Source organism: Alteromonas aquimaris (genome assembly GCF_026183695.1).
Classification (GTDB): domain Bacteria; phylum Pseudomonadota; class Gammaproteobacteria; order Enterobacterales; family Alteromonadaceae; genus Alteromonas; species Alteromonas aquimaris.
Window position 1 is genome coordinate 469,570 of record NZ_JAPFRD010000002.1, and the last position, 16,129, is coordinate 485,698.

At 45.8% G+C, this 16,129-nt stretch carries 13 protein-coding genes; 6 read left to right on the plus strand and 7 right to left on the minus strand.

Translation table 11 applies throughout. The annotated features are described in order from the left end of the window. Nucleotides 1–23 precede the first annotated feature (23 nt). The 4 genes from hisS to der all read left to right on the plus strand — a co-directional run bounded on the left by hisS (nucleotide 24) and on the right by der (nucleotide 4,833). Nucleotides 24–1,307, plus strand: coding sequence for a histidine--tRNA ligase (hisS, locus tag OPS25_RS02240; RefSeq protein ID WP_265616020.1), 1,284 nt, complete (start codon nucleotides 24–26; stop codon nucleotides 1,305–1,307). 76 nt (nucleotides 1,308–1,383) lie between these two features. Continuing rightward, the gene (locus OPS25_RS02245) at nucleotides 1,384–2,007 is read left to right on the plus strand and encodes a YfgM family protein (protein ID WP_265616021.1); all 624 of its coding nucleotides are present in this window, start codon (nucleotides 1,384–1,386) and stop codon (nucleotides 2,005–2,007) included. 14 nt (nucleotides 2,008–2,021) lie between these two features. After that, nucleotides 2,022–3,269: an outer membrane protein assembly factor BamB gene (bamB, locus tag OPS25_RS02250; protein WP_265616022.1), complete on the plus strand. Its 1,248-nt coding sequence runs from the start codon at nucleotides 2,022–2,024 to the stop codon at nucleotides 3,267–3,269. Between the two features lie 118 nt (nucleotides 3,270–3,387). Then, nucleotides 3,388–4,833 (plus strand): ribosome biogenesis GTPase Der, encoded by a 1,446-nt coding sequence (gene der / locus OPS25_RS02255; RefSeq protein ID WP_265616023.1) that lies wholly within the window; start codon nucleotides 3,388–3,390, stop codon nucleotides 4,831–4,833. Between the two features lie 510 nt (nucleotides 4,834–5,343). Here the strand turns inward: der and OPS25_RS02260 are convergent. Both OPS25_RS02260 and xseA read right to left on the minus strand, forming a co-directional pair. Beyond that, complete coding sequence (locus tag OPS25_RS02260) at nucleotides 5,344–6,510, minus strand: hypothetical protein (protein ID WP_265616024.1); 1,167 nt, start codon at nucleotides 6,508–6,510, stop codon at nucleotides 5,344–5,346. A 45-nt stretch (nucleotides 6,511–6,555) separates the two neighbouring features. Continuing rightward, nucleotides 6,556–7,923 carry an exodeoxyribonuclease VII large subunit gene (gene xseA / locus OPS25_RS02265; RefSeq protein ID WP_265616025.1) on the minus strand — a complete coding sequence of 456 codons (1,368 nt, stop codon included), beginning with the start codon at nucleotides 7,921–7,923 and terminating at the stop codon, nucleotides 6,556–6,558. A gap of 100 nt (nucleotides 7,924–8,023) precedes the next feature. On the opposite strand from xseA, the gene guaB reads away from it, so the two are divergent. After that, the gene (guaB, locus tag OPS25_RS02270) at nucleotides 8,024–9,493 is read left to right on the plus strand and encodes an IMP dehydrogenase (protein ID WP_265616026.1); all 1,470 of its coding nucleotides are present in this window, start codon (nucleotides 8,024–8,026) and stop codon (nucleotides 9,491–9,493) included. A gap of 76 nt (nucleotides 9,494–9,569) precedes the next feature. After that, the gene (gene guaA / locus OPS25_RS02275; RefSeq protein WP_265616027.1) at nucleotides 9,570–11,147 is read left to right on the plus strand and encodes a glutamine-hydrolyzing GMP synthase; all 1,578 of its coding nucleotides are present in this window, start codon (nucleotides 9,570–9,572) and stop codon (nucleotides 11,145–11,147) included. 47 nt (nucleotides 11,148–11,194) lie between these two features. Here the strand turns inward: guaA and OPS25_RS02280 are convergent, their stop codons facing one another. The 5 genes from OPS25_RS02280 to tsaA all read right to left on the minus strand — a co-directional run bounded on the left by OPS25_RS02280 (nucleotide 11,195) and on the right by tsaA (nucleotide 16,074). Beyond that, nucleotides 11,195–11,515, minus strand: a complete 321-nt coding sequence (locus OPS25_RS02280; protein ID WP_265616028.1) for a hypothetical protein — start codon at nucleotides 11,513–11,515, stop codon at nucleotides 11,195–11,197. Between the two features lie 125 nt (nucleotides 11,516–11,640). Next, on the minus strand, nucleotides 11,641–12,543 hold the full coding sequence (locus OPS25_RS02285; protein ID WP_265616029.1) for a hypothetical protein: 903 nt from the start codon (nucleotides 12,541–12,543) through the stop codon (nucleotides 11,641–11,643). A gap of 142 nt (nucleotides 12,544–12,685) precedes the next feature. After that, nucleotides 12,686–13,525, minus strand: coding sequence for an MBL fold metallo-hydrolase (locus OPS25_RS02290; RefSeq protein ID WP_265616030.1), 840 nt, complete (start codon nucleotides 13,523–13,525; stop codon nucleotides 12,686–12,688). 47 nt (nucleotides 13,526–13,572) lie between these two features. Next, entirely contained in the window at nucleotides 13,573–15,282 is a 1,710-nt protein-coding gene (locus OPS25_RS02295) for a proline--tRNA ligase (protein WP_265616031.1), read from the minus strand. A 72-nt stretch (nucleotides 15,283–15,354) separates the two neighbouring features. Then, nucleotides 15,355–16,074, minus strand: coding sequence for a tRNA (N6-threonylcarbamoyladenosine(37)-N6)-methyltransferase TrmO (gene tsaA, locus OPS25_RS02300; RefSeq protein WP_265616032.1), 720 nt, complete (start codon nucleotides 16,072–16,074; stop codon nucleotides 15,355–15,357). Nucleotides 16,075–16,129 lie beyond the last annotated feature (55 nt).

A 16,129-nucleotide genomic window follows, 5' to 3' on the forward strand; every position in this document is an offset into this window, starting at 1 on the left:
ATTTGTCAGTATGAGAATCCAAGTTGGCTAAAACCATTCAAGCGATTCGCGGCATGAACGATTGCTTGCCGCAAGTGTCAGCTGCGTGGCAGCGTGTCGAAGGGACAATCCGTCAGGTTGTCGCCAGTTACGGTTATCAGGAAATACGCACGCCTATCGTAGAAAGTACCGAATTATTCAAGCGTTCTATCGGCGAAGTTACCGATATCGTTGAAAAGGAAATGTATACTTTTGAAGATCGCAATGGTGATAGCCTGACCTTGCGTCCGGAAGGTACCGCAAGTTGCGTGCGCGCGGGTAATGAACATGGCCTGTTTTACAATCAGCAACAGCGCTTGTGGTATATGGGACCTATGTTCAGGCATGAACGACCTCAAAAGGGGCGTTATCGTCAGTTTCACCAGTTTGGGGTCGAAGCTTATGGTTTAGAGGGTCCCGATATTGATGTAGAAGTGATTTTACTCAGTGCCCGGTTGTGGAAAGCATTTGGAATGACTCAGCACGTAAAGCTTCAAATCAATTCGCTGGGTTCAAATGAAGCCAGACAAGCCTACCGCGATGCTCTAGTTCAGTTTTTAACATTGCATGAAGAAAAGCTTGATGAGGATAGTCGCCGACGTATGACGACAAATCCACTAAGGGTTTTGGATAGTAAGAATCCGCAAGTTCAAGCTGTTTTGGAAGATGCGCCGTCTTTGCTTGATTGCCTTGACGCTGAATCAAAAGAACATTTTTCCAAGCTATGTGAACGATTAAGCCAAGCGGGTATCCAATACGAGGTTAATCCACGTTTGGTTCGCGGTTTAGATTATTACAATCGCACTGTGTTCGAATGGGTAACCGATAGCCTGGGTGCTCAGGGAACGGTTTGCGCAGGTGGTCGCTATGATGGCTTAGTTGAACAGCTGGGCGGTAAACCTTCACCAGCGGTGGGCTTCGCGTTGGGACTTGAGCGCTTAGTGCTACTTCTGGAAACGTTGGAAGAAGGGGCCCTGGAACTCGCCGCTGCCGAGGTATACATATGCGCCCTGGGAGAGGAAGCCGAATCAGCAGCGTTAAATTTGGCAGAATCATTGCGCGACGAATTGCCACACTGCAAATTCATGCTGCATTGTGGCGGCGGGAATATGAAGAAGCAGCTTAAACGGGCAGATAAATCTGGAGCCACGGTAGCGCTCATTCTAGGTAGTGACGAAGTCGCTAACCGTACAGTAACGCTTAAGCCATTAAGAATCGAACAGTCACAACAAACAATAGCCTTTGATAGTTTGGCTGCCACGTTGGCCTCCCTTATTAAAGCTGAATAACTTTATACTGTGCTGGTGCCCCCAACTATAGGCACCGTATAGTAAAAACACGAATTAATGTATTAGAGGTAACGAAATGGAACAGTACGCCACCGAAGAACAACAAGTAGAGGCGATTAAGAAATTCTGGAAAGACAATGGCATAGCTATCGTTGTCGGTGCAGTAATTGGGTTAGGCGGGCTATGGGGTTGGCGCTATTACAGCGATAGTCAACTCGCTGCTAAAGAAGAAGCATCGGCTGCCTATCAAAAAGTGGTTGAAGCGCAGGCCGATATGCAAAGTACTGACCAACTAAAGACCTTCATTGAAAACAATACCGACACTGGTTACGCCATTATCGCCGGTTTAGTTGCGGCGCAAAAAGCCGTGGATTTAGATAACTTCTCCGAGGCTGAAAAGCATCTTCAGCAGGTGGCAAATGAAGCAGAAGACAAACAACTCGCCGCTGTCGCTTCTACGCGGTTAGCCCGTGTACAACTGGAACTAGGCAAAACGGAAGACGCGCTGGCGTCCTTAGAAAAAGTTACCTTAGCCAGTTTCGCGTCTCAGGTGGACGAAATTAAAGGCGACATATTTGCCCGTCAGGGTGATGTGAAGAAGGCGAGAGAGGCTTACACCCGTGCACTTGCAGCGAGTGAAAACAGCCCTCTAATCAAAGTAAAGCTGGATAATTTAGCAGCTGTTGATCAAGCAGAATAAAAGAGGCGGCATTTATGTTTTTAACTGCTAAGTGGAATAAGGAAGTCAGAGTAGCCGGGCTGCTATCGTTTTCCTTATTGCTTTCAGGCTGCTCTACCATTTCTGACTGGTTTGCTGATGATGAAGAACTGGAAATTAGAAAACTTAATCCCATTGAGGCTAAGTTTAACCCTAACTTAGTGTGGGAGCAGGAAATTGGCGACGGTGTTGAAGAATACTTCTCTCGTTTACGCCCAGCTTACGACAACAAAATGGTGTTTGTCGCAGAGCGACAAGGTGAAGTTGCTGCTTTGAACCCCCAGTCAGGCAAAGTCATTTGGAAAAATAACTTCGCGAAATTTAAAGATGAAGGCATGCTGGATTCACTTAGTCGACTATGGTCGAGTGGCGAATCGGCCAAAATTGCCGGACTAACGGCCGCAGATAAGATGCTATTCATCGGAACGGAAGATGGGGCAGTGATCGCACTTAACCAGGACGACGGGGTGGTAGTGTGGCAAGCCACGGTTGCTGGTGAAGTACTCGCCGCTCCAGCGATTGGCGAAGGGATACTCGTGGTCAATACAGGCGCTGGGGTGTTATTTGGGCTCGATGCCCAAACTGGTGAGCAGCTATGGCGCAGTGAATCCGATGTACCACCACTGACTTTGCGTGGAATCTCTGCCCCGACTGCTGGCAACGGTGGTGCTATTATTGGTACGCCAACTGGCAAACTGCAGGTAAATATTCTGGATTCAGGCGTGGTGGCATGGGAAACGGCCATTACCACACCCGCAGGGGCCACCGAGTTAGAGCGGATAGTGGATATCGATGCGTCGCCTCTATTATACGGCGGCATTGTGTACTCCATTGCTTATAACGGCACTCTTGCCGCAGTAGAACTGCGTAGTGGCCGGATAATCTGGAAGCGTGAGTATGCCTCTTACCGTAATTTGACGATGAGCGGAAACCAGCTATTTGTAGTGGATAATAACTCGCATATATATGCTTTAGATCGTCGTAACGGTGTGGAGTTATGGTCACAAAGTGGCTTAAAGCGTCGCTCTGTTACTGAGGCTGAGCCCATTGGTGATTATATTGTTGTGGGCGATAAATGGGGCTTCTTACACTGGTTGGAACAAGAGTCAGGTAAAATCGTTGCGCGCTACTCGTTGGGCGGCGATGATGAAGATGAGTCTGTTTTCGTATCTCCGCTCAAAGTTGAAGATTATATAATTGCAGTTACCCGTGATGGCACGGTGGCAGCGATCACTTCAAAGTAAATCGCAGGTAAATTTTTAACAAAGTTTACGCCCACTGCTTATACTTATATATGTATTGTACCGGCCGCATAATCTGCGGCCTGTGTTTTTTTAAATAAATGTAATTAGGAATGCTTTCATGTTGCCTGTTGTCGCACTTGTAGGAAGGCCAAATGTCGGTAAATCGACTTTGTTTAATCGCTTAACCAATACCCGAGATGCACTGGTTGCCGATTTTCCGGGTCTTACTCGTGATCGAAAATACGGTCAGGCAATGTTTGAGCAAAAGCAATTCATTGTAGTGGATACTGGCGGCATTACTGGCGATGAAGAAGGTATTGATGCAAAAATGGCGCATCAATCGCTGTTAGCAATCGAAGAGGCTGATGTAGTTCTGTTTCTGCTTGATGCCCGGGCCGGCTTATTACCAGCCGATCAAGGCATCGCAGATCATTTGCGAAAAACAGGTAAAAAAGTGTTCGTCGTTGCAAATAAAGTTGATGGTATTGATGGACATAGCGAGAGTGCTGATTTCTATCGCTTGGGTATAGGGGAAGTTAACCAGATAGCGGCTGCGCACGGTCGTGGCGTTAGTCAGTTAATGGATTTGGCTCTGGAACCATTAAAAGACCAGTTTCCGGATATGCATGTGCAACCCAAAGTTCATCAGGAAGAAGAAGACGCTGAAGCACAATTACAACGTCTGCAGAACCTGCCTATAAAGCTGGCGATAGTAGGTAAACCCAATGTAGGCAAATCTACCTTAACCAATCGAATATTGGGAGAGGACAGGGTAGTGGTTTATGACATGCCTGGAACCACTCGCGACAGTGTGTATATTCCATTAACGCGAGATGAACGCGAATATATTTTAATCGATACAGCGGGTGTGAGAAAGCGCGGTAGGGTGACCGAAGCGATTGAAAAGTTCTCTATCGTCAAGACGCTGCAAGCCATTGAAGAGGCGAATGTGGTGTTACTGGTGATTGACGCCAGAGAAGGTATTACTGATCAGGACTTAAGCTTATTAGGTTTTGTTTTAAATTCAGGACGTTCATTAGTCTTAGCGGTAAATAAATGGGATGGTCTGAAAACGGATGTCAAAGATGATCTGAAGCGAGAGTTAGATCGTCGCCTCGGCTTTATCGACTTCGCTCGCTTACATTTTATCTCTGCGTTGCATGGAACCGGGGTGGGTAACTTGTTTGAGTCGGTAAACGAAGCCTATGCCAGTGCGACTAAACGTATTAATACAGCAATGCTTACGCAGATCATGGAGATGGCCCAACAGGATCACCAACCGCCTCTGGTGCGAGGACGGCGTGTTAAGATGAAATATGCCCACGCAGGGGGGTATAATCCACCAGTGATCGTGATTCACGGCAACCAGGTCGATGACTTATCTAACGCTTACAAACGGTACCTGATGAACTATTTCCGTAAATCGTTAAACGTGATGGGGACGCCTATCCGCATAGAGTTTCGTGAAGGCAGCAACCCATTTGAAGGTAAGAAAAACCAGCTCACATTGGCGCAACAGCGCAAGCGCAAGCGCATGATGGCTTTTCATAATAAGAAAAAATAGCCCACAATTGATGTCATCGCCTCAAATCTTCCGTCATCGCCTCAAATCTTCCGTCATCGCCCAAGATACCCCCTCGTCGCCTCAAATCCCCGTCTCATCGCCACAAATCCCCGTCATCGCCTCGCAGGAGGCGATCTCCTTAGACTCACAGCGATGTAGGTATCAACGTTTTGGTATTCATTACTTAGGTTAAACAGATTCCCGCCTGCGCGTGAATGACTTACAAATGGCGGGAATACTAAACACACCACCGTCATCGCCCAAGATACCCCCTCGTCGCCACAAATCCCCGTCTCATCGCCACAAATCCCCGTCATCGCCTCGCAGGAGGCGATCTCCTTAGACTCACAGCGTTGTAGGTATTAACGTTTTGGTATTCATCACATAGGTTAAAAAAATTCCCGCCTGCGCGGTAATGACGACAGCGTTGTTACGGATATGACAACAGAATCGTAGCGGGAATGAAGTTGAGAGAACTACAGTGATGACCGATTCTTCGGCCACCTTTCTTCAGTTTACTTCGCTGCGCGCTTTCGCTATTTCTCTTAGCGCCGCCATTAACGGCGATTCAGCCGGTACTTTAATGGAAGCTATAGCTTGTTCAATAAGTGGATTAGCTATCCGCGGCGGAAATGTCGTACTCAGCTTAATAATTTTATCTTGCTGACGAAATACATAAGTGGTGGCATAAATGGGTTCTGATTCCTCACCTTCAGCATGCACTGCGAGCATATATACTGTATCAGCTGTTACCCGTTTATTTGCAAGAAATTCAGTCACAGGTTGATCGACCTCAAACATTAGGTTACGGGCCTGAGCGACGAAACGGGCGTTAGACTCCTCTTTCTGCAGAATATTTATTAAAGTAGATTCTATTGATGCGTCCAGACTGGTGGTAAGGGGGAAAACGGTGATATCCAGTAGCGCATCATCAAATTCATTGTGAGTATAACGTGTGATAGCGCCTTGGAAGGGGTCGTGAAATAATTGGGTATCAAAGCGAGTAAAAGATGCAATGACTTCGGGTACCCGCATATCATTTAGATAGTCACTGGCTTTTATTGCCTTAAATAAATACTGTGCCGTGAAAAGGCCTCTTTGCGCAGCATCCGACCACCACTTAGCCACCACTGCATCTGCCACACTTTCTAAGTTATGGTCATCGTTCATTGCTAAATACGTTTGAATTAACTGAGAGTCAATCTCCACGCCACGCCACTGTACTGTGAACTCGGTAAAATGTTGTACCTCGTCTGCCAGAGGAGTGTCAGCGTCGGTTAAATAGTGAAGTGTGTAGTCCCACCAGTTTGGACTGGCAATCGTTGCGGCTTGGTTGGCAATTAAAATCTGGTAATCTGCTTCTTCGGACCCGGGTGAAGCATGGGGAAGAAGACCACTCCCTTTTAGTGCATTAAAAAAATACTTTACGTCAATCGCATCGTCTATGCATTTGAGTTGAGCCGCAACGAGCGTGTCGCATTTGGCTTGCGCGGGTTGACTTAAGTAAGTGGAAAACACCCCCACTGGAGCGTTAATCTCAATGTCACGGCTTATTTCACTTTGCAGCTGGCCTTCAGACAATGAAGTGCTAGGGACGTTATCATTAACCTGACAACCACCTGCACATACAACTCCAGCGAGTAAAAACCAGCGTAAGCCCATAACCAAACCAACCATCAATCAGTCATTCAGTCTGACTGATCTGCTAAGGCTGTTCAATCATTATTTTCTCATATCGGCGGGTGAAAGCAGGTCTACTTTACTGGTTACTTCGCCGTCTTTAAGACGGGTAACAATGGTACTGCCTATTTGTGCCTGCCTGACTGAAGTAAGAGGGTTTTGGTGCTCATCGAAGGTGATGCTATAGCCTCGACCAAGCGTAGCTAAGGGGCTGACAGCATGCAGTGACTGTCCCAGATAAGCTAATTTTTGCTTTCTGTTGTCCAGCATGCGGTAGATATTTTTTCTAAGCGCCTTGGTTAACTGGCTTAAGGTAAGTTGCGAACGTTCAATCCTGTTGCTGGGATCATTTCGCCACAATCGCTGATCTACGCGGGCATGGCGACTGCTAAGCTGGTTAAGACGTTGTTGGATGGAGTGGACAAGACGAATTTGTAATCGATCTAATGATTGTTGCTGGGTTTGGATCCGAACTTTCGGATGCTGCGCAGCCAAACGATGTTGCAGTAGTCGCAGGCGATTAACTAGGCGATGATGCAAGCTAGCCATCGATTGCTGCATCCGTGATTCTCGATTGCGCAACGCCTCCAACATGGCGTTCACATCTTGGCTGAGTAATTCTGCCCCAGCTGAGGGGGTGGGGGCGCGCAAATCAGCAACAAAATCGGCGATTGTAAAATCTATTTCGTGACCCACTGCGCTGACAATGGGGATTAACGAAGCGCGAATACAATAGGCTAGTTGCTCGTCATTGAAACACCACAAATCTTCGAGTGAGCCACCCCCACGGGTGAGTAAAATCACATCAACCTCATTGCGCTGGTTCGCGGTATTAAGCGCTCTGATTATTTGCCTAGGAGCGTCTGCGCCTTGCACCATGGTGGGATAGATAATAATTTCGGTTGCCGGACTTCTTCGTTTAAATACCGTTAATGCATCATGAAGAGCAGCTCCTGAAGATGAAGTGACGATGCCAACGCGCCTAATACTGGCTGGTAACGGACGCTTAACATCGTCTTCAAACATTCCTTGTTGGAACAGCTTTTCTTTTAGTGCTTCAAACGCGCGCTTTAACTGACCTTCACCATCGCCTTCCATATGTTCAACGATTAACTGGTAATCTCCCCGCGGTTCGTATAAACCCACCGAGGCTCTTACTAATATCTTGTCACCTTCCTTTGGACGTTGACGTAAAAAGCGATTTGCATTTTTAAACATAGCGGCTTTAATTTGAGCTCGCTCATCCTTCAGAGTGAAATACCAGTGACCTGACGCCGCACAGACAAAATTCGATATTTCTGCAGACAACCAAATGGTGCCAATTTCATTTTCCAACAAGCGTTTTGCCATTCTGTTTAAGCGTGATACAGACAAAATTTCCTGTGAAGTTGACGTGTTAGCTTGCTGCATAGAAAAAAACCAATAATTAAAGACAAATACAGTTTACCTGATAATTAAAAAACACTACAATTGCGCCGCAATTAACCCTTTACCGCATAGGTGTTGTTGCATGCTCAGAATTGTTCAAGAAGCCCTTACTTTTGATGATGTGTTACTGGTTCCAGGACACTCTTCCGTTCTCCCTCATACTGCGAATCTGAAAACGCGACTCACGCGTGGTGTTGATTTAAATATTCCCCTGGTCTCCGCGGCTATGGATACTGTTACCGAAGCCAATCTGGCAATAGCGTTGGCACAGGAAGGCGGCCTGGGTTTCGTGCATAAAAACATGACACCCGAACAACAAGCCAAGCACGTTCGTGATGTAAAAAAATACGAAAGCGGTGTGGTGTCAGACCCTGTTACGGTTAAACAAAATGCCACGGTAGGTGAAGTTAATGTACTCAGTAAGCGATTAGGTTACTCGGGTTTTCCCGTGACCGATAACAAAAATAATCTGATCGGTATTGTAACGGGCCGCGACTTGCGTTTTGAAACCCGTCAGGACGCGCCCATCAGTGATGTTATGACGCCCAAAGAAAAACTGGTGACAGTGAAAGAAGGCGCGGATTCTGAACAAGTGCTGGAGCTGATGCACGCTAATCGGATCGAAAAAATTCTGGTGGTTGACGATAACTTCAAGCTAAAAGGGTTGATTACTGTTAAAGATTTCCAGAAAGCGGAAAATAAACCCAACGCCTGTAAGGATTCGCTTGGTCGATTACGCGTAGGTGCCGCTGTAGGCGTGGGCCCGGGTACAGATGAACGCATTAAACTATTAGTGGAAGCAGGCGTGGATGTGCTGCTTATCGATACTTCACACGGTCATTCGCAAGGCGTTATTAATCGGGTCAAAAAGGTAAGGCAGACCTATCCCGACTTACAGCTTATTGCTGGAAATGTTGCTACCGCAGCCGGTGCAAAAGCGCTAGCTGAAGCAGGTGTGGATGCGGTAAAAGTAGGGATAGGTCCAGGCTCTATTTGTACTACCCGTATTGTAACGGGGTGCGGTGTGCCGCAAATAAGTGCTGTAGCTGATGCGGTAGAAGCCCTGAAAGACACCGGCATTCCGGTTATAGCAGATGGCGGTATTCGCTTTTCAGGCGACATAGCAAAAGCATTAGCGGCAGGGGCCAGCTCGGTAATGGTTGGCAGTATGCTGGCAGGAACTGAAGAAGCGCCTGGCGAAGTCGAGCTTTATCAAGGACGTTACTACAAATCTTATCGGGGCATGGGGTCGCTCGGTGCGATGAACCAAAGTCACGGTTCATCAGATCGTTATTTCCAAGATCCCAACAGCGCCGAAAAACTGGTTCCAGAAGGGATTGAAGGTAGGGTAGCGTATAAAGGCCCTATTGCTAATATTATTCATCAGCAAATGGGTGGGCTGCGCTCAGCCATGGGATTAACCGGTTGCCCCACCATTGATGATTTACGTACCAAAGCCACCTTTGTAAAGGTAACCTCGGCGGGGATGGGTGAATCGCATGTGCACGACGTGAGCATCACTAAAGAAGCACCCAACTACCGTTTAGGTTAATAATCAACGATACTCAACTTATTAACAGGCTGGCTTATAACCAGCCTGTCTCTTTTACATACTTCAGGTAGAAAACATGACCGCAAATATTCATGACCAGCGAATCTTAATTCTCGATTTCGGCTCTCAGTACAGCCAGCTTATTGCTCGTCGGGTACGGGAAATTGGAGTGTATTGCGAAATGTGGGCTTGGGATGTCAGCGAAGAACAAATAAGAGAATTTAATCCGCAGGGCATTATTCTTTCTGGCGGACCAGAATCAGTAACTGTCTTAAACTCACCGCGCGCCCCAGAATATGTTTTTAATGCAGGGGTGCCTGTTTTAGGCGTCTGTTACGGTATGCAAACTATGTCCGAACAGTTGGGCGGGAGCGTACTGGGTTCAAATATTCGGGAATTTGGTTATGCCCAGGTTGAAGTTATCAAACCTTCGCCTCTTTTGACCAATATCGAAGATCATATTGGCTCTAACGGCAACGCGACACTGGATGTGTGGATGAGTCATGGTGATAAAGTTGCTACGATCCCTGAAGGGTTTGAAACTGTCGCGCAAACACCTTCTTGTCCGCATGCAGTAATGCAAAACCTCGATAAACAATTTTTTGGTGTGCAGTTCCACCCCGAAGTCACGCATACACGTCAGGGAATGCGTATTCTGTCTCATTTTGTCATGGATATTTGTGGATGTGAGAAGCTATGGACACCAGGGGCTATCATTGAAGATGCAGTGGCACGAATAAAAGAGCAGGTAGGAGAGGATGAAGTCATCCTGGGGTTATCCGGTGGCGTAGATTCATCGGTCACCGCCATGCTTATTCATCAGGCTATAGGCGACAAGCTCACGTGCGTTTTCGTAGACAATGGATTGCTACGATTGAATGAAGGCGCGCAGGTGATGGATATGTTTGGCGATCACTTTGGCTTGAATATTATTAAAGTGGATGCGGAAGAGCGTTTTCTGGAGGCGCTGGCCGATGAAGCCGAACCAGAAGCCAAACGTAAAATTATCGGGCGAGAATTTGTCAAAGTATTTGATGAAGAAGCATCCAAACTAACGAATGCAAAGTGGTTAGCGCAGGGCACGATTTACCCGGATGTTATTGAGTCGGCTGGTTCGGCAACGGGCAAAGCCCATGTGATAAAGTCTCACCACAATGTTGGCGGCTTACCGGAAGAGATGAAAATGGGGCTGGTGGAGCCTCTACGCGAACTGTTTAAAGACGAAGTACGTAAAATTGGCCTGGAGTTAGGGTTGCCTTATGACATGCTCTATCGCCATCCATTTCCTGGGCCAGGTTTAGGTGTTCGCGTATTAGGCGCCATCAAAAAAGAATACTGTGACCTGTTACGTCGTGCGGATGCTATTTTTATTGAAGAATTGCATAAAGCTGACCTTTATCACAAGGTCTCCCAGGCTTTTACTGTATTTTTACCCGTGCGCTCAGTCGGTGTGATGGGCGATGCGCGTAAGTATGACTGGGTGGTGTCATTAAGGGCGGTGGAAACGATAGACTTTATGACCGCCCATTGGGCGCACTTACCCTATGACTTTCTGGGCACCGTTTCCAATCGGATCATCAATGAAATAGAAGGGATTTCAAGAGTAGTTTACGATATATCGGGCAAACCACCCGCGACTATTGAGTGGGAATAGTCTTGATAGGGCAGTGTTTGTCACTGCCCATTCTTAGGCATGCTTTGTTAATATAAGCTAACTTCTAAACTTTTCACTTTTTCCTCTTCGAAAAACACTTTCATCACGTACTTTCCTTTATCCAGCTCCAGAACGTTGTCAAAGAAAAACGAATCGTCACTCGCTACATTAATGGCTTCATCCATACTTTGGTTATATTTGAAAGGACCAAACTCCCAATAACTTAACCTTAAGTCGCCAGAAAGATAAGGATCGATCCTAATTTTGTGTACTCGATTGCCAATCGCCTGGAGCATTACATTAGAAGATAAAAATAGGTGTTTTTCACCGTTTTCGGCATGAATAATCGCGGAAGGTTCATAGCCCAACCCTTGTATACTAATATCGGTGTCTACATCGATGTTGGTAGTTAAATTATATAAATGACTAAGTACGCCATTCTCGATGTTGGTTATATTATTAAGGTTGAAAGCGTTTTCGGCGCGTTTTGAAACTAACTCGAAGCCGGTAATTTTGATAACAGAATGCTGCTGCTCGTTTTGTCGATAATCCGTCGTTTTGATACGTAATTCAGTGTCACTATTTGCGCTCCGTAAACCAACTCCGGCAAATCACTTGCCATTATTTCGGCACCTTTATATACCGTCTCCGAAATATACCAATCCCTGTTTTTAAAGCGGTCATCCACTGGTATGAAGTTTTTGAGTGTCCAAGTAATTTCTGGATTATCAAATTCAACTTTGTGCAATTTACCTGCATGAAATGTTAGCCAATGTTCCCTTCCATAGCTAATCAAGCGTCTATCATCCGCGAGCATTTTTTCGAAAGAGGGCGTACCAAAATGAGAGATAACATCCTTTTCAGTTGAACCTAAGGGTATGCCGTATAGTCCGGTTGAGAGTCCTACTGATACGTTATCAGTTAATTTTGGCTTTAACTGAGTTTTTGGTGAAGTGTCAAAAGTGAACGAGCTCTCGATTGTCGTTGTAGCGATAGAAGAGGCAACTTGTCGCTGGGCAAATTTATTATAGGGGGCAAACTTAACTTTTTTTTCTGAGGATAATTCGCATTTGGCTATCGCGTCAGCATATAAATAAACGATTTGCCTTCCAGAGGTGGTCCTGAGTTTTTTTTCAGTTATGGCCAGATAAGGCGCTTTTATTTTCGTTCCTGCATCGACTAACTTTGGTAGCAGATGTTCAATCGCATGGTTATATTTCTCTACAAACTCATCATTTGTCACTGCCTGAAACGTGGTATTGACCTGAATAGTATCAATTATCTGATAGTCGCATGCAGGATAGCTGTTCACAATTTCACTGGATTCAGTAGCGGTGGTGGAGAAGGTGGAGACGGTTAAGAAAAAAGCGGTAATTAACTGTTTTTTATGTGACATTAGCTTCCTTGGCTGGGGGAATTACACTGTTCTAGTTTTCAACTTACCGAAATAATGTGCCTTTTCCAAGAGATTATTAAAGGTAAGCGTCTAGGAAACTAATAATATACTTTTACTATTTCCCTAAAAAGGAAAAGCTACGTTAAAAGTTAAGCGTCTGTCCTTCGGCAGCAGCAAATAGCTTCAGCGGCGATTCTGCTGCATGAATATATTGATTGCAATGTGCCACCAGGGCATCAATTTTTTCATCCGTTCTATCAGGATCATGGCTATACAACGCCAGCTGATTTACATTTGCGGCCATGGCAAGTTTAACAGCTTCCTCAGCTACGGAGTGGCCCCAGCCTGATTTGGCAGGCATGTCCGCTACCATATATTGGGCATCGTGAATAAGCAGATCGGCATCCTGACAAAATTTCACGAAGGTACCAAAATCATTTACCTTTTTGTAAGGAGGGTAAAGTTCATTGTCCGTCATATAAACAATCTTTTTACCATTCTCCGTTATGCTAAATGCGTTTCCTATCCCCGGATGATTAATGGCCAAACGTGAAATGGTTGCCGTGCCCAGCATCCAACTATCGGTGCCCTTGGGTATTTCCTTCAGGGTAATGTTAGACACTAGCGCACTAGCAGGAACGGGAAAAACAGAGCCCTGCATTTGATTTAAGATTTGATCAGGTTCGTAAGGGGACGTTTGTCCAGGGGTGATATGTATTTCGCGGTCTTTTTGGTAAATGGGTTTGAAAAAAGGAAAGCCTTGGATATGGTCCCAATGATTGTGGGTGAGTAGCAAGTGGATTGGTGTCTGCTTTTTTATCAGCTTGTCGCCCAGATTGCGAATACCCGTTCCCGCATCCACAATAATATCAGTGCCGTCCTCAAGACCGACATGGACACACGCGGTATTACCTCCATAGCGTACATACTCAGAACCCGGAGTGGGGATGGAGCCTCTAACGCCATAAAAGGTTAACTGCATGTGTCCTCCCAGTCGCTTATCACAAGCGCTGAATTGTCTTTTATGTTTTATAACGTCCCGATAAAGGATTCTATCGCATCCAGATCTATCAAAGACTTCTCGCCTGTACGACGATTTTTATATTCCACCTGTTGATTGTCCAGATTTCTCTCACCAATAACAATAGTGTGAGGTATGCCAATTAATTCCATGTCATTAAACATAACACCTGGTCGCTCCTTGCGATCGTCAAATAAAACGTCGATACCCTTTTCTTTTAGTGTCGCGTAAAGTGACTCGGCCACTTCCATTATGCGGTGCGACTTATGCATATTCATTGGAATAATCGCCAGCTTGAATGGCGCAATTGCGTCAGGCCACATGATGCCGTACTTATCATGATTTTGTTCTATCGCAGCAGCCACGATACGCGAGACGCCAATGCCATAGCAACCCATCATTAACGTCTGGTGCTTACCTGATTCGCTTAATACGCCACAATTCATCGCTTCAGAATACTTGGTCCCTAACTGAAAAATATGACCCACTTCAATCCCACGTTTAATCTCCAACGTACCTTTACCGTCAGGAGACATATCCCCACTTATCACATTACGAATATCGAACGACTCCGGCGGCACTTCCCAGTTTGCACTTGTAAAGAACATATCTGGTTCGTTGGCGCCACAAATAAAGTTGCAGAGTGACGCCGCACTGTGATCTACTATGAGCGGTAAGCTAGCCTGCAAGGGATTTGCCGAAGTAGGGCTGCAACCTACTAGAGAAGTGGCTTTTTCTTCACCTGCATAGACAATAGGAATGGCTACCTTACCCGTTTTTTCTAATTTAATTTCATTTAATTCGTGATCGGAACGTAACACCAGCATGATCCAATTATCATGCTCTTCATCAGCTTTAGCTGCGGCTTTCACAATCACAACCTTGAGCGCTTCTGCTGCAGATTTACCTTGCGCTGCATAAAATTCTTCAAGTGATTGTTGGTTAGATTTTTTCGCTTTTTCGCTTGATTGAGGGGACGTTACGGCGGGCCGTTCTGGTTTTACCGCTTGTGCCATCTCCACGTTAGCTGCGTAATCGGATTCATTTGAAAAGGCAATGGCATCTTCACCAGATTTCGCTAATACATGGAATTCATGTGAGACACTACCACCAATAGCGCCAGAATCTGCGATAACCGCTCTAAAATCCAGTCCCATACGGGTGAAAATATTGGTGTATGCCTGGTACATATCCTGATAAGTATTATTCAGACACTCTTCTTGCAAGTGGAAGCTGTAGGCGTCTTTCATGGTAAATTCACGTCCACGCATAATGCCAAAGCGGGGACGGATTTCATCTCGAAACTTGGTTTGAATCTGATACAGGTTTAGCGGCAGCTGTTTGTAACTGCTGACCTCGTTGCGAACCAGTGCGGTAATTACCTCTTCATGCGTAGGGCCGAGTACAAAATCCCGTTGTTGCCTGTCCTGAATTCGCAGCAATTCAGGGCCATATTCGTCCCAACGGCCGGATTCCTGCCATAGGTCTGCAGGCTGCACCACCGGCATTAGGACCTCCAAGGCACCGGCTTTATTCATTTCTTCGCGAACGATTTCTGCAACTTTATTTAATACTCTCAATCCGGTAGGTAACCAGGTGTATAAACCAGAAGCCAGTTTTCTAACCATTCCCGCGCGAAGCATAAGTTGGTGACTAATGACTTCAGCATCGGCTGGTGTTTCTTTTTGCGTTGACAACAAATATTGGCTAGTGCGCATTCCCGCGTTTCATCCTATTGGTAACAGAAGTTTTATTTATTCTAGCAGTATCAGATAAGCATAAAAATACATTTATGGCTGAAGCGTTAAGGCAATAATATCGGTAACAACAATGTTGCCATTTGCCACTTTCCAGCATACGTCAAATTCGTATAGCTGAACCTTATATAGTTTCTCATCATTATCCTCGACATGTTTATACGCTGGGCGAGGATCCTGTCTTAATACATCAATGATTAAGCAATGCAGATCTGGATATTGTGGCGAAACCATTCGTAACACCTTGTCGGCGTTCTTAGAGAGATGCACCTCTCGCATGGGGATATGGTCAGAGCGTATCAGGTTGTCGTTGGTGTCTTCCACCCGATCTGCGTAGGGCAAATAAGGTTTGATGTCGACGATAGGGGTGAGGTGTAAAAGATCCACACCGCGAACCTGAAGTACTGTTTTTCCATTTATATCGTTAATTCCATCATTTTTCACCACCGACAGTCCCAACCCATTTGGGCGATGGGAGCTTCGGCTGGCCAAAACACCAGTCTTCGCGTTACCGCCTAAGCGGGGTGCTTTTACTAATGGCTTAAATCCTCTTTGCAGAGTTTGATGAAAGATAAACACTAACCATAAATGAGAAAACTGTTCAATTCCCCTTAACATATCGGGATGAAAAAACTCGTCAGCAAACGTAATCACACCCAACGCGTTGGCCAAATTTGGCTGGCGGGGAATGGCAAATTTCTGTTTGAACGGGGTCTGTATTTCGCCAATGGGCGTTATGTTATGGTGATGCATTGTTAAAAGTAATGAGTATGGTTGGTGCTGTTGAATATACTTTTTATCACAAATT

Bases quoted from the DNA above. Each gene is read 5' to 3' on its own strand.
- OPS25_RS02290 (WP_265616030.1), bottom strand. From the start codon at position 13,525: ATGCAGTTAACCTTTTATGGCGTTAGAGGCTCCATCCCCACTCCGGGT.
- OPS25_RS02260 (WP_265616024.1), bottom strand. From the start codon at position 6,510: ATGGTTGGTTTGGTTATGGGCTTACGCTGGTTTTTACTCGCTGGAGTT.
- bamB (WP_265616022.1), top strand. From the start codon at position 2,022: ATGTTTTTAACTGCTAAGTGGAATAAGGAAGTCAGAGTAGCCGGGCTG.
- OPS25_RS02295 (WP_265616031.1), bottom strand. From the start codon at position 15,282: ATGCGCACTAGCCAATATTTGTTGTCAACGCAAAAAGAAACACCAGCC.
- tsaA (WP_265616032.1), bottom strand. From the start codon at position 16,074: ATGCATCACCATAACATAACGCCCATTGGCGAAATACAGACCCCGTTC.
- guaA (WP_265616027.1), top strand. From the start codon at position 9,570: ATGACCGCAAATATTCATGACCAGCGAATCTTAATTCTCGATTTCGGC.
- xseA (WP_265616025.1), bottom strand. From the start codon at position 7,923: ATGCAGCAAGCTAACACGTCAACTTCACAGGAAATTTTGTCTGTATCA.
- guaB (WP_265616026.1), top strand. From the start codon at position 8,024: ATGCTCAGAATTGTTCAAGAAGCCCTTACTTTTGATGATGTGTTACTG.
- OPS25_RS02285 (WP_265616029.1), bottom strand. From the start codon at position 12,543: ATGTCACATAAAAAACAGTTAATTACCGCTTTTTTCTTAACCGTCTCC.
- der (WP_265616023.1), top strand. From the start codon at position 3,388: ATGTTGCCTGTTGTCGCACTTGTAGGAAGGCCAAATGTCGGTAAATCG.
- OPS25_RS02245 (WP_265616021.1), top strand. From the start codon at position 1,384: ATGGAACAGTACGCCACCGAAGAACAACAAGTAGAGGCGATTAAGAAA.